At 35.3% G+C, this 20,694-nt stretch carries 16 protein-coding genes and 1 pseudogene; 8 read left to right on the top strand and 9 right to left on the bottom strand.

The annotated features are described in order from the left end of the window. Positions 1-17: 17 nt before the first annotated feature. The 4 genes and pseudogenes from DI487_RS07640 (at position 18) to DI487_RS07655 (ending at position 5,673) form a co-directional block, all read left to right on the top strand. Positions 18-1,685 (top strand): DUF4270 domain-containing protein, encoded by a 1,668-nt coding sequence (locus tag DI487_RS07640; protein WP_109569114.1) that lies wholly within the window; start codon positions 18-20, stop codon positions 1,683-1,685. Between the two features lie 6 nt (positions 1,686-1,691). Further along, complete coding sequence (glmS, locus tag DI487_RS07645) at positions 1,692-3,539, top strand: glutamine--fructose-6-phosphate transaminase (isomerizing) (protein ID WP_109569115.1); 1,848 nt, start codon at positions 1,692-1,694, stop codon at positions 3,537-3,539. A 268-nt stretch (positions 3,540-3,807) separates the two neighbouring features. Next, positions 3,808-5,318, top strand: a pseudogene (gene atpD, locus DI487_RS07650) (F0F1 ATP synthase subunit beta). A 73-nt stretch (positions 5,319-5,391) separates the two neighbouring features. Beyond that, positions 5,392-5,673 carry a F0F1 ATP synthase subunit epsilon gene (locus tag DI487_RS07655; RefSeq protein WP_109569116.1) on the top strand — a complete coding sequence of 94 codons (282 nt, stop codon included), beginning with the start codon at positions 5,392-5,394 and terminating at the stop codon, positions 5,671-5,673. Between the two features lie 65 nt (positions 5,674-5,738). On the opposite strand, the gene DI487_RS16030 is transcribed toward DI487_RS07655, so the two are convergent. Beyond that, complete coding sequence (locus tag DI487_RS16030) at positions 5,739-5,915, bottom strand: hypothetical protein (protein WP_170108184.1); 177 nt, start codon at positions 5,913-5,915, stop codon at positions 5,739-5,741. A gap of 81 nt (positions 5,916-5,996) precedes the next feature. Further along, positions 5,997-7,502 (bottom strand): aminotransferase-like domain-containing protein, encoded by a 1,506-nt coding sequence (locus DI487_RS07660; protein ID WP_109570633.1) that lies wholly within the window; start codon positions 7,500-7,502, stop codon positions 5,997-5,999. Positions 7,503-7,579: 77 nt separating this feature from the next. On the opposite strand from DI487_RS07660, the gene DI487_RS07665 reads away from it, so the two are divergent. Next, positions 7,580-9,397 (top strand): TonB-dependent receptor plug domain-containing protein, encoded by a 1,818-nt coding sequence (locus DI487_RS07665; RefSeq protein WP_109570634.1) that lies wholly within the window; start codon positions 7,580-7,582, stop codon positions 9,395-9,397. 61 nt (positions 9,398-9,458) lie between these two features. After that, positions 9,459-9,944, top strand: a complete 486-nt coding sequence (locus DI487_RS07670) for a hypothetical protein (RefSeq protein ID WP_218925793.1) — start codon at positions 9,459-9,461, stop codon at positions 9,942-9,944. 74 nt (positions 9,945-10,018) lie between these two features. Here the strand turns inward: DI487_RS07670 and DI487_RS07675 are convergent, their stop codons facing one another. From DI487_RS07675 to aspS, 3 genes are all read right to left on the bottom strand, one after another. Then, entirely contained in the window at positions 10,019-10,219 is a 201-nt protein-coding gene (locus DI487_RS07675) for a cold-shock protein (RefSeq protein WP_109569118.1), read from the bottom strand. An 81-nt stretch (positions 10,220-10,300) separates the two neighbouring features. Then, positions 10,301-10,537, bottom strand: a complete 237-nt coding sequence (locus DI487_RS07680) for a hypothetical protein (protein ID WP_109569119.1) — start codon at positions 10,535-10,537, stop codon at positions 10,301-10,303. A 108-nt stretch (positions 10,538-10,645) separates the two neighbouring features. Continuing rightward, positions 10,646-12,394: an aspartate--tRNA ligase gene (aspS, locus tag DI487_RS07685; protein ID WP_109569120.1), complete on the bottom strand. Its 1,749-nt coding sequence runs from the start codon at positions 12,392-12,394 to the stop codon at positions 10,646-10,648. A gap of 128 nt (positions 12,395-12,522) precedes the next feature. On the opposite strand from aspS, the gene DI487_RS07690 reads away from it, so the two are divergent. After that, positions 12,523-13,518, top strand: coding sequence for a TlpA family protein disulfide reductase (locus DI487_RS07690; RefSeq protein WP_109569121.1), 996 nt, complete (start codon positions 12,523-12,525; stop codon positions 13,516-13,518). A 176-nt stretch (positions 13,519-13,694) separates the two neighbouring features. After that, positions 13,695-14,039 carry a toxin-antitoxin system YwqK family antitoxin gene (locus tag DI487_RS07695; protein WP_109569122.1) on the top strand — a complete coding sequence of 115 codons (345 nt, stop codon included), beginning with the start codon at positions 13,695-13,697 and terminating at the stop codon, positions 14,037-14,039. Positions 14,040-14,068: 29 nt separating this feature from the next. Here DI487_RS07695 and DI487_RS07700 read toward each other — a convergent pair whose 3' ends face one another. Genes DI487_RS07700 through DI487_RS07715 form a run of 4 tightly spaced genes read right to left on the bottom strand, consistent with a single transcriptional unit; the run spans position 14,069 to position 20,686 of the window. Continuing rightward, positions 14,069-14,647: a hypothetical protein gene (locus DI487_RS07700; protein ID WP_109569123.1), complete on the bottom strand. Its 579-nt coding sequence runs from the start codon at positions 14,645-14,647 to the stop codon at positions 14,069-14,071. A gap of 48 nt (positions 14,648-14,695) precedes the next feature. Then, positions 14,696-18,169, bottom strand: a complete 3,474-nt coding sequence (locus DI487_RS07705) for an efflux RND transporter permease subunit (RefSeq protein ID WP_109569124.1) — start codon at positions 18,167-18,169, stop codon at positions 14,696-14,698. A 9-nt stretch (positions 18,170-18,178) separates the two neighbouring features. After that, positions 18,179-19,336 carry an efflux RND transporter periplasmic adaptor subunit gene (locus DI487_RS07710; RefSeq protein WP_109569125.1) on the bottom strand — a complete coding sequence of 386 codons (1,158 nt, stop codon included), beginning with the start codon at positions 19,334-19,336 and terminating at the stop codon, positions 18,179-18,181. Positions 19,337-19,345: 9 nt separating this feature from the next. Next, positions 19,346-20,686 carry a TolC family protein gene (locus DI487_RS07715; RefSeq protein ID WP_109569126.1) on the bottom strand — a complete coding sequence of 447 codons (1,341 nt, stop codon included), beginning with the start codon at positions 20,684-20,686 and terminating at the stop codon, positions 19,346-19,348. Between the last annotated feature and the right edge of the window lie 8 nt (positions 20,687-20,694).

The following is a 20,694-nucleotide window of genomic DNA, read 5'->3' on the forward strand; positions in this document are numbered from 1 at the left end:
AACATTTTAAAGTCAGGATGAAAAGAAAAAAAGTATTAGGGTTTTTAGGGTTGATGTTACTTTCGTTAGTGTCTTGTGATAAAGACTTTAACACTGTCGGGGCTGATTTGATAGGCGACGGAAATTATAATTTTAACAGATATCCGGTTCAGCACTTGACGGCTTATACAAGAGCTACCGGTCCTGTGCAGACTAATAATATGCCTTTAAATGCTTTAGGAGTGTTTGAAGATCCTGTTTTTGGTACAACTAAGGCTAGTTTTGTAACACAGTTGGAATTAAATAGTACAGACCCGGATTTAGGAATTGATATTGAAATTCAAGCAATCGATTCGGTTTACCTATATGTGCCTTATTTTAGTACTCTTGAAGATACTGATGATAGCGGAAACAATACTTATAGTCTCGACTCGATACACGGGAACTTAAGTGATTCTTTTGATTTGAAAATCTATGAAAGTGGTTATCTTTTAAGAAGTTATGACGCTGTAAATCCTTCAGAAATACAAAGATATTATTCTGATGATAAAAACTTAATTGAAGGGAACTTAGTAAGTACTCAATTGAATACTTCAACCAATACATCTCAGAACAATCAGTTTAAATTTCTAGGAGATGAAATTGTTATTTACGAAACGGATGGCGAAGGTCATTTTTTGGATTCAGACGGAAATACAACTATAGATTTTAGTCAAAGAGTTGTTAAAGAACGAATGAAGCCGGGTATGTGGCTTGATTTGGATAAAAATCATTTTTTGACAAGAGTTTTAGAAGCTAATTCAACAGATTTGTTTAATAATAATAACTTCAAAGAGTATTTCAGAGGTTTGTATTTTCAAGTAACACCTAATTCCGGTGCAGCCGGTGCATTAGCAAAATTAGATTTTTCTTCGGGTTATATAGTGATACAATATCATTCCAGAGCTAGTGCCAGTGCTGATTTGAAGAAAAAATCTTTAAAACTTAATTTAAGTGGAAATACAGTTAATTTTTTAGACAATACATATAATACTAATTACCAAAATGTCTTAAATACAGCAAATTCAAATGATGAAATGTTGTATTTAAAAGGAGGTAACGGATCAGTGGCATTTATTGATTTGTTTGGGACAGATGATACCGATGGTAACGGAGTGGCAGATGAATTAGATGAAATAAGAGAGCATGGTTGGATGGTTAACGATGCGGTTTTGACATTTACAATAGCTAATGATGTAATAAATTTTGATGAAGAGGCTAAAAGAATCTATTTGTATGACGCAACTAATAATACTGTTTTATTAGATTATACGTACGACTCAACCACTGCTTCAGATGCTAAATATAATAAATATGTTTTTGGAGGTATTTTAGAGGTTGATGATAATGATGTAGGAACAGTTTACAAATTCAGATTATTGTACTACATTAATAATTTGTTGCAAAGTGAAGATATAGAAGATCTTAAGAATATCAGGTTAGGCTTAGCAGTTACTGAAACCATTGCTAATGTGGCTAATTATAATTTAAGGAATACATTTGATCTACCGGTGGCTATTCCAAGCGGGAGTGCTGATTTCACTGTTGAAACAGTACCTTTGTCAAGTATAATGAACCCTTTAGGGACAGTAGTTTACGGAAATGACCCTAGTGTTCTTGAAGAAAATAGATTAAAGCTCGAAATTTATTATACAGAACCTAATTAATTTTTTATGTGCGGAATTGTTGGTTATATCGGTCACAGAGAAGCATATCCTGTTTTGATTAAAGGGCTAAAGCGCCTAGAGTACAGAGGGTATGATAGTGCAGGAATTGTGCTTTATGACGGAACTGATCTGAAACTTTCAAAAACTAAAGGAAAAGTTTCAGATTTAGAAGAAAAAGCAGAGAAGGAAGGAACATTAAAAGGCAAGATAGGATTAGGTCATACACGTTGGGCTACTCATGGCGTTCCGAATGATGTAAACTCTCATCCGCATTTTTCAAATTCGGGGAATCTTGTAATTATTCATAATGGAATCATTGAGAATTACGAGCCTATAAAAAAAGAACTAATAAAAAGAGGATATACATTCAAATCAGATACAGATACTGAAGTTTTGGTTAATCTGATTGAAGATGTTAAGAAAAAGGAAAATGTAAAATTAGGAAAAGCAGTCCAGATCGCACTGAATCAGGTTGTTGGTGCTTATGCTATTGCAGTGATGGATAAACAAAAGCCGAATGAAATTGTAGTAGCTCGTTTAGGTTCTCCTTTAGCTATCGGGATCGGAGATGAAGAGTTTTTCATCGCATCTGATGCTTCGCCTTTTATTGAATATACTTCAAATGCCATTTATTTAGAAGATGAAGAAATGGCTATTGTGCGTTTAAATAAACCGCTTAAAGTTCATAAAATTAAGGATGACTCAGAAGTAGACCCTTATGTTCAGGAGCTCCAAATGAATTTAGAGCAAATTGAAAAAGGAGGATATGAGCACTTCATGCTTAAAGAAATTTATGAGCAACCGAATGTTATTAAAGATACATATCGCGGACGTTTATTAGCGAATAAAGGAATTGTGCAGATGGCTGGTGTGGAAGATAATCTGGAGAAATTCTTAAATGCTGAAAGGATCATCATAGTAGCTTGCGGAACATCGTGGCATGCCGGTTTAGTCGCTGAATATGTGCTGGAAGAATTTGCCCGTATACCGGTCGAAGTAGAGTATGCCTCAGAATTTCGCTACCGCAATCCTATTATAAACAAAGACGATGTTGTTATAGCTATTTCACAATCAGGAGAAACAGCAGATACATTAGCCGCCATTAAACTGGCTAAAGAGAATGGAGCCTTTGTGTTTGGTGTTTGTAATGTTGTCGGTTCGTCAATTTCCAGAGAGACACATGCGGGAGCTTATACCCATGCAGGTCCTGAGATCGGTGTGGCATCAACAAAAGCTTTTACAACACAGATCACAGTTCTTACTTTAATAGCATTACGTTTGGCGAAAGCAAACGGTAAAATGTCAAATTCTGATTACCAAAGGTATTTGTTAGAATTAGAGTTAATTCCTGAAAAAGTGGAAGAAGCTTTGAAAAGTAATGAAGTAGCAAAAGAAGTAGCTTCAATTTATAAAGATGCAACAAACTGTTTGTATTTAGGAAGAGGATATAATTTCCCAGTAGCCTTAGAAGGTGCTTTAAAATTAAAAGAGATCTCTTATATACATGCAGAAGGTTATCCGGCAGCGGAAATGAAGCACGGTCCTATAGCATTGATCGATGAGTCAATGCCGGTTGTGGTTATTGCTCCTAATAAAGGGCATTATGATAAGGTAGTGAGTAATATACAAGAGATCAAATCAAGAAGCGGTAAGATTATTGCCGTAGTAACTAAAGGAGATGTGCAGGTAAAAGAGTTAGCGGATCATGTTATTGAAATACCGGAAACGAATGAAGCCTTAACCCCTTTGTTGACAACGATACCTCTTCAATTGTTATCGTATCACATTGCAGTCATGCGCGGCTGTAATGTAGATCAGCCAAGAAATTTAGCAAAATCAGTAACTGTAGAATAGGTAATAATAATAAAAAAGCGAAACTTTAAGTTTCGCTTTTTTATTATGCAAAAGAAATAAGTAAAAAAAGAACCTTTTACGATAACGATGTAGATAAATTTTGAAAGCAGGTAAAAGAAACTATACTAAATTTGCTTGTTTTTCTATTTTTATTACAAAAAACACAAAAAATAAATTGCAAAATTGTTTTTAAAAAAACTATCTTTGCACTCTGAAAAATAGAAGTGTTTTTCATTAGGTAAATAGCTATTAAATAAATACATAAGCAATGTCTAAATTCACAGGAAAAGTTGCAAAAATTATCGGGCCAGTTGTAGATGTGGTGTTTAACACTGAAAATGCTGAGCTTCCTAAGATTTATGATTCATTAGAAATCGCTAAAGCTGATGGTTCTAAATTAGTTTTAGAAGTACAATCACATATTGGTGAGGACACCGTTCGTACAATTTCAATGGACTCTACTGATGGTTTGTCAAGAGGAACTGAAGTTGTGGCTACCGGAGCTGCAATCCAAATGCCGGTTGGTCAAGAAGTTTTCGGACGTTTATTTAATGTAATTGGTGATGCTATCGATGGTTTAGGTAATTTACCTAAAGAAGGTGCTAATGGTTTGCCAATTCACAGACCAGCGCCAAAATTTGATGAATTATCAACTTCAACAGAAGTTTTATTTACAGGTATTAAAGTAATCGATTTGATTGAGCCTTATGCAAAAGGAGGTAAGATCGGTTTGTTCGGAGGTGCCGGAGTAGGTAAAACAGTATTGATCCAGGAGTTGATTAACAATATTGCAAAAGGTCACGGAGGTTTGTCAGTTTTCGCCGGAGTAGGTGAAAGAACTCGTGAAGGAAATGACCTTTTAAGAGAGATGTTAGAATCTGGTATTATTAAATATGGTGAAGATTTCATGCACTCTATGGAAAATGGAGGATGGGATTTAACTAAAGTTGACAAAAACGGAATGAGAGATTCTAAAGCTACTTTCGTTTTCGGTCAGATGAATGAACCACCGGGGCTCGTGCTCGTGTGGCGTTATCAGGTTTAACTATTGCTGAATATTTCCGTGATGGTGCCGGTGAAGATCAAGGGAAAGACGTATTGTTCTTCGTTGATAACATCTTCCGTTTTACACAAGCAGGTTCTGAGGTGTCAGCATTATTAGGACGTATGCCGTCTGCGGTAGGTTACCAGCCAACATTGGCTACTGAGATGGGAGCTATGCAGGAGCGTATTACTTCAACAAAAAGAGGGTCTATTACTTCTGTACAAGCGGTTTATGTACCTGCGGATGACTTAACTGACCCGGCGCCGGCTACTACTTTCGCCCACTTAGATGCTACAACGGTATTGTCTCGTAAAATTGCAGAGTTAGGTATTTATCCTGCGGTAGATCCATTAGATTCTACTTCTCGTATCTTAACTCCTGAAGTTTTAGGTAAAGAACACTATGCTTGTGCACAAAGAGTAAAAGAGATTTTACAACGTTATAAAGAATTACAAGATATTATCGCTATCTTAGGTATGGAAGAGTTATCAGAAGATGATAAATTGGCTGTAGCTAGAGCGCGTCGTGTACAACGTTTCTTATCTCAACCTTTCCACGTTGCTGAGCAATTTACAGGAATCCCTGGTGTATTAGTAGATATTAAAGATACTATCAAAGGTTTTAACATGATTATGGACGGTGAATTAGATCACTTACCGGAAGCAGCATTCAACCTTAAAGGTACTATCGAAGAAGCTATTGAAGCCGGAGAAAAAATGTTAGCAGAAGCTTAATCAATGTACAATTAACAATTGATAGTTGACAATAATTATCCATTGGCAATTATTAATTATCAATTTGAAAAGTATGATTTTAGAAATAGTATCACCAGAAGCAACATTGTTTAAAGGAGAAGTTACTTCAGTAGCAGTTCCGGGTGTTAATGGTGAATTCCAAATGTTAAACAATCACGCACCTATTGTGTCATTATTAACTAAAGGGAATATAAAAATCAATGCTCAGAACTTTAAGATCGAAAAAGAATTTGTTTCTAAATTCACTAAAGTAAGCGAGCAGAATTATTGGTTGCCGATCAGTTCCGGAACCATTGAGTTACAAGACAACAAAATTATTGTTTTAGCAGATTAAGCTTTAACATAAGTCAAAATAAAAATCCTATCTTATTCAGATAGGATTTTTTTATTGGAAGAAATTTACTTTTTAAACCGTTCTCTCATTGCTTTTTTTATTGTGAGTACTAAAAAGACAATTTCACAGCCCACTCCGGCTAAAATAATTGTATCAGCATAAGCAACAAATTTTAATTTCAGGGCTATTCCCACTAAAACTAATACAAGGCCGATGAGTATAAGAACAAATTGCTTTTTCATATTATTTCTGTTTTGATACTTTGAAATTCTAATCAAAACTACACAAAATAATTCAGCCTGAAATGGAATATTTCAGAAATTCTATCGCAATACATTTGTAATTCTGTTATATGCAGTTCTTAATTTTAGAACTGCAATTTCTATTTCTTCTTCATTCAGATGTCCAAAGCCAAAACGAATAGAGCATATATCCTTATCTTGATATAAAATGGTCTTAGGTAAAAACAAATCTTCTTTTCGGGCTTCTTCTGTTAATTGAACCAAAGATATCTTTGGTTCAAATTCTAACCATACAGCCAGTCCTCCGTTAGGTTTCTTCCATTGAATAGCTTTCCCGAAATACGTATTCAGACATTTGCAGAGAAGATCACGTCTTTGTTTGTAAACCATTATGTTTTTCTTTAATAATCGATAAATTTCGCCTTCATGGATCAATTCCGAGAGCATTTGTTCCTGAATCAGATCTCCTTGGCGGTCCAGCATTTGTAAATAGTTTTTAGCTTCTGTAATTAAATTTTGAGGAGCCACAACAAATCCGGTTTGAAAGCTAGGAAACAGTGATTGTCCCAGTTTTCCTAAATAAATTACCATTCCGTTAATATCTGAGCTTGCCATAGGAAGCATGGCTGAACCTTCAAATTGAAAATCGTAATCAAAGTCATCTTCAATAATAGCAAATTGATGGTTTTTAGCCAATTCTAATAGTTTCAGGCGTCTTTCAGCACTCAGCGTCCGGGTAGTAGGATAGTGACGATTAGAACAAACATAGATACAGCGAATAGAGCCTTTGGTAAAGTGTTTTGAGATATAATCAATATCAAGACCTTTTTCATCAACAGGAATAGTTTTAATGATAGCTCCGGCCTGTTGAAAAATCATATTGGCGGCATAATGACTCAGGTTTCCCACAAGAATAACATCATCCGGGCGAATGAGCAGTTGGGAGACAATGTATAAACTCATTTCTGTGCTACGTGTATTCATTATATTACATGGTTGAATGTGAAAACCACGCGTTATATTTAGATAGTTGCTCAGTTGTGTTTCAAAATTTGAATGCGTTGAAGTTGTCGTTTGATTCCATTTAGAGAGCAAAGATTTACGTTTCATAGAAGCACTATACCATTTTGAAAATTGGTGAACAGGGTGCAGTCTCAAATCCGGCTGACCATCATTTATATTATATTTAGTAGTTGATACTTCTTCTGTAGATGCCAGATGAAAGGAAGATTGAAAAGGGAAACCTGTTTTCGGAGCGTAATCATTAACGGGGCTAGCATGCTGGTGCGTTGCTTTTATTGTTACGGTTTTTTGTTCGGGAACCAAAATAAAAGTACCTTTATTTGGGATTATCTCAACCCAACCTTGTGAAGCCAATTCATCATAAATCGCTACAACAGTATTTCGGTGTACTTGTAATAACCGACTGAAGCTTCTTGTTCCGGGCAATGCAGTTCCCCGAGCCAAATAACCTCGCTGAATAGCATTAATGATTTGTTGGGCGATTTGGATATAAACCGCTGTTTCGCTATTTTTTTCAAAACGAATGTTCTCCTTCAAAAAAGTATTAACCGGACTATCTGTTATTTTCAAACTGGACTATTTTGCTAGTCCGGAAAGTTACGAATTTTGTGCCGTTAAAAAATGAATACAAATTACTGTTTATGAAAAATAAATATTTTTTATGGCCCTTTATTCTGCTCTCTTTAATAGGAAAAGCACAGGAAGATCAAAACATCGATACTTTAAAAGAAGTTATCGTGAGTTCTTCCCGAATTGATTTGCCTTTTAAAGAGAATTCAAGAACTATTCAAATTGTAACGGCTGAAGATATACAAAGATCAGGAGTAACAAATGTTGCGGATGCTTTGCAGCAGGTAGCCGGAATAGATGTTCGCCGTCAGGGTGTCAGCGGAATGCAATCGGATTTATACATCCGAGGCGGAAGTTTTGACCAAACTTTGTTATTGATCGACGGGATTAAAGTTGATGATGCGCAAACAGGACACCACACGATGAATTTAGCTTTGCCAATTGAAGTTATCAAACGAATTGAAGTTATAAAAGGATCGGCTGCTCGCATTTTCGGACAAAATGCTTTTAACGGAGCTATTAATATTGTAACCAAAGACGCGCCTGAAAATTCATTGGTAACCAAAATTCAAGGTGGTTCGTTCCATCAGTTCTTAGGAGAAGTTACCGGAACGATCCGTCGGGAAACATCAAGCCATTTAATTCATGTTAGTAAAAACTTTTCAGAAGGCTATCGGGAAAATACAGATTTCGACAACACCAATGTTTTTGTAAAAAGTCAGTTTAATACAAACAAATTACCAATAGATTTCATAACCTCATTTAGCGAGCGAAAGTTCGGAGCCAATGGTTTTTACGGAATTGCTACTGCAACCCAACAATATGAAGAAACACAGGCGAGTTTAATTGGATTTTCAACTACAATTAAAAAAGGAAATTGGACATGGAAACCAAAAGTGTATTGGAGGAGGAACCAAGACGAATATTTGTATATCAGGGATAATCCTTCAGCCTACAGAAATTTACATATTACTAATAAAATAGCGGCTGAACTAAACGGTTCGTATCAGTCGAAAGCAGGAATTACAGGTTTCGGATTTGAGTTCTCTAAATATTATATTTCAAGTAACCGTTTAGGGGATAACCAAAGAGAGATCGGAACGTTGTTTTTAGAGCATCGTTTTCAGTTCTTTGATACTCTTTTAGATATAACTCCGGGAATTGCAGCATCCTATTTTTCTGATTTTGATAATCAGGTATTTCCGGGAATTGATTTAGGAGTGAAGGTTTCTGAAAATATAAGAGCCTACGCTAATGCAGGTTATACCTACAGAGTGCCTACATATACGAATTTGTATTATACTTCGCCTACAACCATCAGCAATCCTGATCTAGAGGCAGAAAAAGCCGTTTCGGAAGAGGTTGGTCTGAAATGGATCAACAATAGATTGAGTTGGACGTTTGCTGTATTTAATCGCGATGCAGATAATTTAATAGACTATGTCAGAGCGACTGAGACGGATGCCTGGCAGGCGAGGAACATTCAAAATGTAAATACGAAAGGTTTTGAAACGCAAATGGATTATCAGTTTACAATCAATGAATTAAAGCAGAAGTTACATTTAGGATATTCGTATCTGGACAATGATGTTAAACAGAGCGAAGCTAATTTTTCACAATATTCCATTAACTCAATGAAACATCAGTTTACAGGTAGTTTAATACTGAACTGGATTAAAGGGTTTAATTCTACAATTGCGTATAGATATGTAGAACGAACTGCTGGAATGAGCTATAATGTATATGATGCCAATGTCAGTTATAAAATTAAAGCTGTGGAATTGTCCATGTATGCGAATAATATTTTTAATGCAGAATATATAGAGGCAGGAATGATTCCGATGCCAAAAGGAAATGTACTATTCGGGTTAAAATATTTTTTCAAATAAGACTAAAAACAACTAAATTTGAAGAGAGGTTACAATTTTGTAATCTCTTTTTTTATGAGATATGAAGATGAATATAATTAGCTACCAGAAAGAAATTCCTTTTGTAAAACGCTTTTTTGGAATTGTGTTTGCTTTGTTAGGAGTTGTAATGTTAATAGGAACCGGAAGTTTAATGGCCTTGATCTTTTTAGTTATTGGTTTGGGATTAAATGTAGCAGAAGGTTCTGATATTAATTTAACCAGTAAAGAGTTTAGAACCTTTTATTCTTTATTCAGTGTGAAAATCGGAAAATGGAAACCTATTCCGGAATTTGAATATATCTCGGTTTTTAAAACTAAAGAAGGTCAAACAATAAGGGTTGTTACTGCAGAGACTACTCAGAAATACGATATCATTCTGGTAAATTTATTTTACGACAGAAATAAGCACATTACATTTTTTAAAACGACTGATAAAAGTAAAGCTTTTGATGTTGCGGAACATTTTAAATTAGCTTTAGGAATAGATATTCTTGACGCTACTGAAGCTGAGAAAAAATGGGTGTAAAATAAAAAATCTCTGAGCAATTGCTCAGAGATTTTGTTCCCTTAAGGTAATCAAAAATTAATAAGTAATCTATATTATTCTTCGATAACTACTACCTGAGCAGCTATTTTACCTTTTTTCCCATCTTCTTCTTCGTAGCTTACGCGTTCACCTTGGTTAACTTTTTCTACTTTTAAACCAGTAGCGTGTACGAAAATGTCTTTTCCGGTCTCTTCATCAGTGATGAAACCATAGCCTTTTTCTTCGTTGAAGAATTTAATTGTGCCTGTTCGCATTAAAGTAATAAATAAAAATAATTAATAATGAATCAAAGATAGTCTTATTAATTACATAACAAAGTTTTTTTGGATATAAATTTACTGATCTTCAGAATTTTCTTTGTTTCCTTTGTCGATATTAGAGTTAATAAACTCTTTCAGCTTGCTTTTTTTATATCGATAAATTATGAACAGAGGCATTAAGCCAAAAGCTAAAACTAAAACACCTAAGCCAATCCATTTATCACCGGATTTTGGAATGAAAGAATTTTGGTAAAAACCATATCCTACAAGGCCGAAAAATAGAACTAATAATAGTTGTAATACGTATTTCATTTTGTAAAGAAAATGAAGTTTCTGAAAATTTTCAAATTTGTCATTTCGACCGGTTGGAGAAATCTCATCATTTGATTATGAGATTTCTCTTTAAGTCGGAGATATAAATTATAATTTCAATTTAATATGTAATTCTTCCAGTTGAGCATCATCAATTGTTGCCGGAGCGTCTATCATGATATCGCGACCACTGTTGTTTTTAGGGAAAGCAATAAAATCACGAATAGTTTCCTGTCCGCCTAAAATAGCAACCAAACGATCCAGACCAAAAGCCAAACCACCATGCGGAGGAGCACCGTACTGGAAAGCATTCATTAAGAATCCAAATTGGTTTTCAGCTTCTTCTTTAGTAAATCCTAATAGTTCAAACATTTTAGCTTGCAGCTCTTTATCATGGATACGAATAGAACCACCACCGATCTCATTTCCGTTCAATACCATATCGTAAGCATTAGCTCTGATTGCTCCCGGATCATTTGCTATTAAATGAATGTCTTCAGGTTTCGGTGAAGTAAACGGATGGTGCATGGCATGGTAGCGAGCACTCTCTTCGTCCCATTCTAACAAAGGAAAATCAATCACCCAAAGTGGAGCAAACTCATCTGGTTTGCGTAGACCTAAACGGTTACCCAATTCCATACGTAAAGCACTTAGCTGTGTACGCGTTTTGTGAGCAGGACCGGAAAGAACCAAGATGAGGTCACCAGGTTGAGCAGCTGTTATTTCAGCCCATTTTTTCAAATCTTCCTGATCGTAGAACTTATCTACAGATGATTTTAAAGTTCCATCTTCATTGTATTTACAGAAAACCATTCCTGAAGCGCCAACTTGCGGTCGTTTTACCCAGTCGATCAATTCATCAATTTGTTTACGAGTGTATTCACTACAACCGGGAACGGCAATTCCTACTACTAATTCCGCAGAGTTGAAAACACCAAAATCTTTATGTTGTGCTACTTCGTTCAACTCACCGAATTTCATTCCGAAACGAATATCCGGTTTGTCGTTACCATAAGTTTTCATGGCGTAGTCATAGGTAATTCTCGGAAATTTATCTACATCAATACCTTTTACTTCTTTTAATAAATGACGTGTTAAGCCTTCAAACATATTTAAAATGTCTTCCTGTTCTACGAAAGCCATTTCACAGTCAATCTGTGTAAATTCCGGTTGACGGTCAGCGCGTAGATCTTCATCACGGAAACATTTCACGATTTGGAAATATTTATCCATTCCGCCTACCATTAACAACTGTTTGAAAGTTTGCGGCGATTGAGGTAACGCATAAAACTGACCTTCGTTCATACGGCTTGGCACCACAAAATCACGGGCTCCTTCAGGAGTTGATTTGATCAGATAAGGTGTTTCTACTTCACAGAAACCTTGTTCCGAAAGATATTTGCGAACTTCCATGGCCACATTGTGACGGAATAGAAGGTTGTTCTTAACAGGATTTCTTCTGATATCCAGATAACGGTATTTCATTCTGATGTCTTCACCGCCATCCGTTTCGTCTTCAATAGTAAAAGGGGGAAGCTTAGCTTCATTTAAAATATTTAATTCGGAAACAAGGATTTCGATATCACCCGTTGCTATATTTTTATTTTTCGACTCGCGTTCAATCACAGTCCCTTTTACTTGGATTACAAACTCACGTCCTAATGTTTTGGCTTTTTCAAAAACAGAAAGGTCTGTTCTTTGTTCGTCAAAAATCAATTGGGTAATACCATATCGATCCCGTAAATCAACCCAAATCATGAAACCTTTGTCACGTGTTTTTTGGACCCAACCGGCAAGTGTAACTTCTGTATTGATGTGAGAGGCATTTAGTTCGCCGCAAGTATGACTTCTATACATTTTTCTTTATTTTTTGCAAAAATAACACAAAAAACAGTATAGCTGTGCAGTAAAGAAATTATTGTGGAACTTTTTTATTTTTCAAAAATCATTAAAAAGAGTAACTTTACAAAAATTAAACGTTAATTATGAAAAAACTAATTGCCTTATTATGTGTTTTTGCGCTGTTTTCATTTGCTATGGTTGATGATGATACAGTTACATTTACTGCTAAGATTGAGAACAGAAACGGTGATTCTTTAATTATTAAAGGAGCAAATCGTTTTACGAAGATAATTGTAGCCGATAAGAATGGTGTTTTTAAAGATAAGTTTGCCGTTGCAGAAGGTTTCTACCAATTGTCTGACGGAACAGAGTATACCCAGCTTTATCTTAAAAACGGTTATGATCTGACGTTGACTATGGATGCAAAAGAGTTCGATGAATCTATAAAATACAGTGGTAAAGGTTCAGAAGAGAATAATTTTATCGCTCAGATGGCTCTTGAGGATGAACAAATGGATTTTAATACGTTGTTGAATTCACCGGAAGATAAATTCAGTGCAATTATCGAAAAAAAGAAAAGTGATGTAGCTGCTAAATTAGAAGGTAACAAGAAGTTGGGAGAGACTTTTGTAAATCAATACAAGTCGACTTTTGAGCAAAATATGAAAGCATTATCTGCTTATTATGAGGAATCACAGAAAGTCAAAAAATTGAATGGAAAACCGTCACCGACTTTTGATTATGAAAATCATAAAGGAGGTAAAACAAAGTTGGAAGATCTAAAAGGGAAATTGGTTTATATTGATGTTTGGGCAACTTGGTGTGGTCCGTGTAGAGCAGAGATTCCACATTTAAAAGAGTTGGAAAAGAAATACCATGGTAAAAACATTGCTTTTGTAAGTATTTCTGTAGATGCTCTTAAAGATCACGATAAATGGAAAAAATTTGTTACAGATAAAGAGTTAGGAGGAATTCAACTTTTTGCAGACGATAGTTGGAAATCGGATTTTGTAACGCAATACCAGATCAACGGTATTCCGCGTTTTATTTTGGTAGGTAAAAACGGTGAAATCATTAATGCAGATGCGCCGAGACCTTCTTCAGCTGATGTTCATGAATTATTAGATACTAATTTGTAATGAATTAGTTTTCGGTTAATAAAATGCAAAAGCGATATGAATTCATATCGCTTTTTTTATGTTCCAATGTTAAATTTTGTTCCAATGTTACCAAATTGTTAAGTAAAAGTTTTTTAATTGTAAAACAATTTATATATTTGTTACATAATTGTTAATCTAATTAATACTTTTGCGTTATGAAAAATTTAGTGATTGCAGGATTTTTGATGGTTTCAACTTTGATATTTGCGCAAGAAGTTAAACCTAAATTTGAAATAGTAGACCAAATGGTTAAAGCGACATATTATTATGATAATGGGCAGGTAAAACAAGAGGGATATTATTTAAACGGAAAATTACATGGTAAATGGGTTGCCTACAATGAAGACGGAACAAAGCAGGCCATCGGAGAATATAAAGACGGAACCAAAGTTGGAAAATGGTTCTTCTGGGGTGAAAATACCTTAAGTGAAGTTGATTTTAGCAACAGTAAGATAACTGATGTTAAAAAATGGTCTAGAGAAGCATTAGCAAAAAACTAACTCAACCAAATAAATTCAAATGTAAAAGGCTACTTTTTAGTAGCCTTTTTTAATTTTATATTTTGATTTCTGCTTTTAAAAGAACGAATCATTTTTTCCATACTGTCTAAATGTTCCTTTTTACTATCAAATAAAGTCCAGGTTAGTATTTGAAAAAAATGGTTTTGAGTTTCTATAAAAGTTACGTAGTAAAAGACATTGATCTTACTTTCAGGATCAACAGCGTTAAAAGTCATTTCGATAGCATTTGATCCGTTGATCGTTACAGGTATGTATCCTGAAAAATTAGTAAGCGTTAATGAGTTTTCATAATTTTTCAGTAAAATATCGGCATACAGCTTAATTCGTTCATCAGCGTCATTTTCTTCACGGATTTCCGGAAAATAAAGAGAAACATCAGTTTTAGGCTCTTCCAGAACAATAAGATATAATTCCTGAAATTCATTTTTAAATTGTAAAATAGCCTCATCGTTTAAAGCATCGGTTTCACTCAGGTCGTCACGAACCTTAATGCTGAAATTTTGAGATTTATGTTCAGTATAGGTTTGACTGCCTTGACATGCAATTAAAAAGGCAGAAACCAGAAAGGAATATAGAATCTTTTTCATGAAAATTTTTTCTAAAAATAAAAAAAGCTGCTTAAGCAGCAGCCTTTTTTAATCTAAAACTTTTTGTTTTCGTTCGTTGAACCACCAAATTTTAAGTATACAAACCAAATAGAATAATACCGGAACCACAATTAATGTCAAGAAAGTGGCAAAAATTAATCCGAAGATTACAGTCCATGCCAGTGGTCCCCAGAAAATTACATTGTCTCCACCGATGTATATTTTCGGATCTAGTTCGCTGAATAGCGAAAAGAAATCGATGTTAAAACCAATAGCTAAAGGAATTAATCCTAATACCGTAGTAATGGCTGTTAAAAGTACCGGTCTTAAACGTGACTTTCCACCTTTTACAATAGCTTCAAAAACATATTTTTTATCTAGAAACGTTCCTTCAGGAATGTTCAATTGTTCTTTTTTACGATCCATCAATAACTGAGTATAATCCAGAAGTACTACTCCGTTATTTACCACAATACCGGCGAGGGAAATAATCCCCATCATGGTCATCATGATCACGAAAGGCCAACCGGTTACCATCAGTCCTAAAAATACTCCAATGAAACTTAAGAATACCGCGATCATAATGATCGAAGGTTTAGATATAGAGTTAAATTGAAATACTAAAATGAGCATAATCAAGCCTAATCCGCTTATTAAAGCCCCCATTAAGAAAGCCATCTGTTTGTTTTGTTCCTCAATTTGCCCTGTATAATCAAATTCAACTGATTTAGGTGCATCAAAGTCACCCATTTCAGCTTGAATTTGTTTTACGATAGCACCTGCATCTGTAAATCCTGGTGCCAAAGCAGAATAAAGGACAACTACACGGTCAAGGTCACGGTGTTTAATGGCACTAAACGAAGACGCATTTTTTTGTGTAGCGACAGTTGAAACCGGAATTTCTTTTAACTGACCGGTAGCAACATCTCTAAACGTAATATTCTGATTGAAGATGGCACTTTGATTGTAGCGATTGTCTTCGTTAAAACGGACATAAATGTCATAATCGTCTTTACCTTCTTTATATATACCGGCTTTTTCTCCGAAAACGGATCTTCTTAACTGATTACCGACTTGTCCGGCTGAAACGCCCATTTCACCTGCTTTTTCTCTGTCAACGACCACTTTCATGGCAGGTTTATCTTTGTTGACGTCTACTTTCAGCTCTTCAATTCCGGGAATGTTTTTAGCATTCAGGAAATCTTTCATCTTTTCAGCAGTAACAATCAATTCATTGTAATCATCACCTTTGATCTCGATGTTAATCGGATATCCGGCAGGCGGTCCTACCGCATCTTTTTCAACTGAAATCAATACTCCGGGATAAATATTTTTCAGAGATTCTTGTACTTTTTTACGTAAGTCCTCAGAGTCTAATCCGTTTCGGAATTTATATTCTCTCATAGAAACGGTTATTTTACCTTTGTGCGGCATTTCGGCACTCGAACCTCCGTCAGTTTGAGGGTTTCCGGCACCTTCACCTACTTGAGATACCGCAGATTCAACAAGGAAGTTGTGATCACCTTCGGTGAATTCCGGAGAGTTCATTACTGCATAAACCCTTTTTTCAATGGCTTTAGTTATTTTATTGGTTTTTTCAATATCGGTTCCTTGCGGGTATTCAATATAAACTATAACCTGATTAGGTTTGTTATCCGGAAAGAATTCTACTTTTGTTCTACCACTACCAACGCTCCAACCAAAATAAGTCATTAATACAACAAAGAACATAACGATCATTAAGCCGACAACAACGTATGGTTTTCTTCCGGAAAGGAAAAATAAAAGCGAACGCTCATAAATACTTTCCCAACGGGATAAAATTTTGGTCTGGAAAACCGTCGTGATTTTTTTGATAAAATAACGATAGATCCAGAAACAAACAGCCGTAAAGATCAATACTGTTCCTAAACCTCTGACAGCACCACCGGTAATTAACATAAAGGTTCCGATAGAAACAAGGATAGCACTTAAGATAAGAAGTTGTCTTCTACTCAGTATTTTTTCATTGACATCCATAAATTGAGATACCATCAAAGAGTTGAAGAACACGGCAACAAATAAGGACGAACCTAATACAACTGAAAGTGTGATCGGGAAAAACTTCATGAACTGTCCCATTACTCCCGGCCACAATCCTAGCGGAACGAAAGCGGCAACTGTAGTTGCAGTTGAAATAATAATAGGTAATGCGATTTCGCCAATTCCTTTTTTAGCAGCTTCCAGTCGGCTCATACCTTCTTCGTCCATTAAGCGGTAAACGTTTTCAACAACTACAATTCCGTTATCTACTAGCATTCCCAGTCCCATGATTAATCCGAAAAGGATCATGGTATTCATTGTGTAGCCCATTAAATTTAAGATCATGAATGACATGAACATAGACATCGGGATGGCGAAGCCAACGAATAAAGCGTTACGGAACCCTAAGAAGAACATCAGGACTCCTACTACCAGAATAATACCGAAAATAATATTGTTAACTAAGTCGTCAACCTGATTCAAGGTTCTTGAAGATTGGTCATTTGCTAATGTGATTTTTAAGTCTTTGGGGAAAACGTTTTCTTCGGCATTTTTAATGATTTCTTTTATCTTTTCGGAAGCTTCAATCATGTTTTTCCCAGCACGTTTTTTAACGTCGAGCATCACGACACTGTTACCGAATTCACGTGCATACGTAGTTTTGTCAACATCTTTGAACTCTACTTCTGCGATATCTCTTAGGTAAACGACCCCGTTTTGAGTTTTTACTACAAAGTTTTCCAGATCTTTAGGCTGGTCAATTTCGCCTTCAATTCGAATGGTTCTACGTTGTCCGTTAGCAATTAAGTTCCCGGCAGAAGTAGTTACGTTGCCTCCTCTGATCGCATTTAAAACATCGTCAAAACTTACTTTTGAGGCCATCATTTTATAGATGTCAACACTAACTTCTACTTCTTTGTCCTGAGCTCCCCTGATATCGACTTGCTTGATTTCGGTTAAAGCTTCTATTTCATCTTCCAGGTATTCTCCGAATTTTTTTAATTTGTCTACCGGATAATCTCCAGAAATATTAATGTTCAGGATCGGAACCTCTTCTGAAAGGTTTAGGTCAAATACATTCGGATCTACCTTAGCATCGTTGAATGTAGGCCAGTCTTCTTTTGCTTTTTCTACATCTACTTTGTCTTTTACTTTTTGCTTTGCTGCTTCAACAGTGATCTTTTCATCAAATTCAATGGTGATGATTCCGTAATCTTCTTGAGAAGTAGAAGTGATCTCATCTACATTACTGATGTTCTTTAGTTCTTCTTCTAGCGGATCGATGATCAAACGCTCAATATCTTCAGCAGTATTTCCCGGATAAACGGTGCTGATGTAAATTTTTGTTTCTTTAACCTCTGGGAAGTCTTCTCTGGGCATAGAATAGTATGCCGATAATCCCAAGAAGAAAAATAACCCCATCATCACATAAATGGTCATTTTGTTTTCAATGGCCCACGATGACAGTCTGAATTCTTTATCGGAAGTGTTATTACTCATTATCTTAAATTATTTGATGATTGAAACTTTTTGACCGTCTTTCACACTTCTTGCACCTTCTTTTACAATTTGGTCACCATCTTTAATACCTTCTAATATTTCTACTAGATCTCCTTGTGTTTTACCGGTTTTTACAATTACTTTTTTAGCGACTAAGTTGTTTTCTTGCTTTTCAGTAATGTAAACATATTGTTCTCCTTCAGCATTTTCAGATACAATACTCAAAGGAACTGCAATAACTTTCGGATTTGTATAATCTTTGATGCTTATTTTAGACGTTAAATTCGGTTTGATCGTTCCTTTTTTATTAGTAATGTTGATTAATATTTTAAACGAACGGTTTCCCGGATTGATATAATCACTGGCCTGATTAATCTTTGTAGTAAATACTTCGTTTAAAACAGGGATGTTTACATTAACATCTGTACCTTTTTTAACACTACCTACATATTTCTCCGGTACTTCGGCTTCTAAGTACATATTGCTTAAGTTGACGATACGGATAAGTTGGGTGCCGGGAGCCACTGCTGATCCTTGATCTGTAATAACATCGTCAATGGTTCCGGAGAACGGCGCTTTAACATAAGTTTTAGCGATCTGGCTTTGTAGTTGTGCAACGGCTTTTGCCTGAGCCTCATAATTAGATTTAGCTTGTAAATATTGGATTTCAGAACCTATTTTTTGATTCCAAAGATTTTCTTGTCTTTCATAAGTTGTTTTAGCCAGATTTGCTTGAATCTCTAATTGGGCTAATTGTTGGCTCAATCCTCCGTCGTCAATTTTAGCTAAAGTCTGACCTTTACTTACTTTTTGCCCTTCCGTTACATAAACTTTTTGAAGAGTTCCGGCATATTCAGCATTAAGAACGATATTTTCTTTGGTTTGAACATCAGCCTGTAGCTCCAGATAGTGATCAAAGATCGAATCTTTTGCTGTAAAAGTTGTGATTAAGGCTAGTTTTTGATTGTCATCTAATTTTCCGATAGCATTGTCAATCAGTTCAATTTCTTTAGTTAAGGCATCAGCTTCTGTTACCAGTTCGCTTCTTTTTTGACGCAATTCTTGTAAATTTCCCTTTTCTATAATAGATTCGGTAGAGTTTTTTTTGTTATTGCCACATGCTGTTAAAAGTAAAGCAGCAAGACTTGTGATATATAGTTTTTTCATGAGGAAAGATTATTTTGTGTTGGTGATTTTATCTAAAGCTGTTTTTTTGTTGATAACATCGATCATGGATTGTAAATAGTTTTGTTGTGCCGAGTATAATTGTCTCTGTGCTTCGGTATATTCAAAACTACTGGAGATCCCTTCTTTAAATTTTACAGATTGTTTTTTCTCAATACGCTCTGCTAGTTGTAAATTATCTTTATTAGTTCCGTATAGCTCAATGCTCAATTCGTAGTCGCTTTTTGCTTTTTGATAATCTAAAAGCAACTTTTGTTCTGTTGATTTCAGGCTCGTTTTAGATTGTTCAAAAGCAATACGGGCTTGCTGAGTACGGGCACTTCGGGCCAAGCTGCTAAATAAAGGAACCGTTAAGTTAACACCTAAATAGGAATAGTTCAGCCATTTTTGCTCTGTTGTGAAGAACTTGAACTGGTCATTAAATGCGTTATAACCGAAATTGTAATTTGCAGACAAACTAGGTAAGGCTTTACTTTTTTCCAATTTTAGCAATAAACGATTTGATTCTAAATTGTTTTGTTCAATCTTGTAATCAATCGAGTTTTCAACAGAAAAAGAACCTTGAGAAACCGTTAGATCAACATTTTCCTGAGTTAGATTTTCTAATTCATCTTTTAATGTAATGCTTTCTTCTAAATCAATACCTAAAACATATTTCAACATGTTTAAAGCAATGATCTCATTTCGTTCAGCATTGGCTAACGAACTGTTGATCTGAGAAAGTGTTATTTGTAATTGTTCCACATCTTCTTCTTCCGTTAAACCGTTTTGGAACGTTTCATTGGTCTCAAAAAGTGTTTTTTCTATGGAAGATTTATTGCTTTCTAAAATGCTTACACTTTCTCTTGCTAAAAGCACATTTCCGTAAGAGTTGATTACCAGTTCTCTGATCTCAAGATCTGTTTTCTCTTTAGCATTTTCTGAGATCTGAAGATAGACTTTTGCAGATTGTAGTCCTACTAAATAAGAACCGTCAAAGATCAACTGGCTAATATTTCCGTAAGCATTCATCGTATGTTTAGTGCCGAAAGCGACTTCTACAAACTCCCCGGGATTACCACCAAAGAATTCAGCAGGGATAATTGATTTTTGCAACACAAAATTGTGCTGGTAATCAGCTCCTGCATTGATCTGTGGTAAACCACTGGCGGTTGTTTCCCATTTTTTCTTTTTGGCTGCTTCAACATCTTTAGAAGCGTTTTGCGATTGATAGTTATGCTCTAATGCGTATGCAATAGCTTCTTCTAAGGAAAAATTATAATCCTCTTGTTTTTCTTGGGCATTCAGCAAACCTGATATGACCAATAGCGCTAAAATAAATTTTTGCTTCATTAGTTGTT

Source organism: Flavobacterium sediminis (genome assembly GCF_003148385.1).
Lineage (GTDB): Bacteria > Bacteroidota > Bacteroidia > Flavobacteriales > Flavobacteriaceae > Flavobacterium > Flavobacterium sediminis.

What these genes read in the sequence shown, in the direction of transcription:
- DI487_RS07640 (WP_109569114.1), top strand. Translation starts at nt 18, where the DNA reads ATGAAAAGAAAAAAAGTATTAGGGTTTTTAGGGTTGATGTTACTTTCG.
- glmS (WP_109569115.1), top strand. Translation starts at nt 1,692, where the DNA reads ATGTGCGGAATTGTTGGTTATATCGGTCACAGAGAAGCATATCCTGTT.
- DI487_RS07655 (WP_109569116.1), top strand. Translation starts at nt 5,392, where the DNA reads ATGATTTTAGAAATAGTATCACCAGAAGCAACATTGTTTAAAGGAGAA.
- DI487_RS16030 (WP_170108184.1), bottom strand. Translation starts at nt 5,915, where the DNA reads ATGAAAAAGCAATTTGTTCTTATACTCATCGGCCTTGTATTAGTTTTA.
- DI487_RS07665 (WP_109570634.1), top strand. Translation starts at nt 7,580, where the DNA reads ATGAAAAATAAATATTTTTTATGGCCCTTTATTCTGCTCTCTTTAATA.
- DI487_RS07670 (WP_218925793.1), top strand. Translation starts at nt 9,459, where the DNA reads ATGAAGATGAATATAATTAGCTACCAGAAAGAAATTCCTTTTGTAAAA.
- DI487_RS07675 (WP_109569118.1), bottom strand. Translation starts at nt 10,219, where the DNA reads ATGCGAACAGGCACAATTAAATTCTTCAACGAAGAAAAAGGCTATGGT.
- DI487_RS07680 (WP_109569119.1), bottom strand. Translation starts at nt 10,537, where the DNA reads ATGAAATACGTATTACAACTATTATTAGTTCTATTTTTCGGCCTTGTA.
- aspS (WP_109569120.1), bottom strand. Translation starts at nt 12,394, where the DNA reads ATGTATAGAAGTCATACTTGCGGCGAACTAAATGCCTCTCACATCAAT.
- DI487_RS07690 (WP_109569121.1), top strand. Translation starts at nt 12,523, where the DNA reads ATGAAAAAACTAATTGCCTTATTATGTGTTTTTGCGCTGTTTTCATTT.
- DI487_RS07695 (WP_109569122.1), top strand. Translation starts at nt 13,695, where the DNA reads ATGAAAAATTTAGTGATTGCAGGATTTTTGATGGTTTCAACTTTGATA.
- DI487_RS07700 (WP_109569123.1), bottom strand. Translation starts at nt 14,647, where the DNA reads ATGAAAAAGATTCTATATTCCTTTCTGGTTTCTGCCTTTTTAATTGCA.
- DI487_RS07705 (WP_109569124.1), bottom strand. Translation starts at nt 18,169, where the DNA reads ATGAGTAATAACACTTCCGATAAAGAATTCAGACTGTCATCGTGGGCC.
- DI487_RS07710 (WP_109569125.1), bottom strand. Translation starts at nt 19,336, where the DNA reads ATGAAAAAACTATATATCACAAGTCTTGCTGCTTTACTTTTAACAGCA.
- DI487_RS07715 (WP_109569126.1), bottom strand. Translation starts at nt 20,686, where the DNA reads ATGAAGCAAAAATTTATTTTAGCGCTATTGGTCATATCAGGTTTGCTG.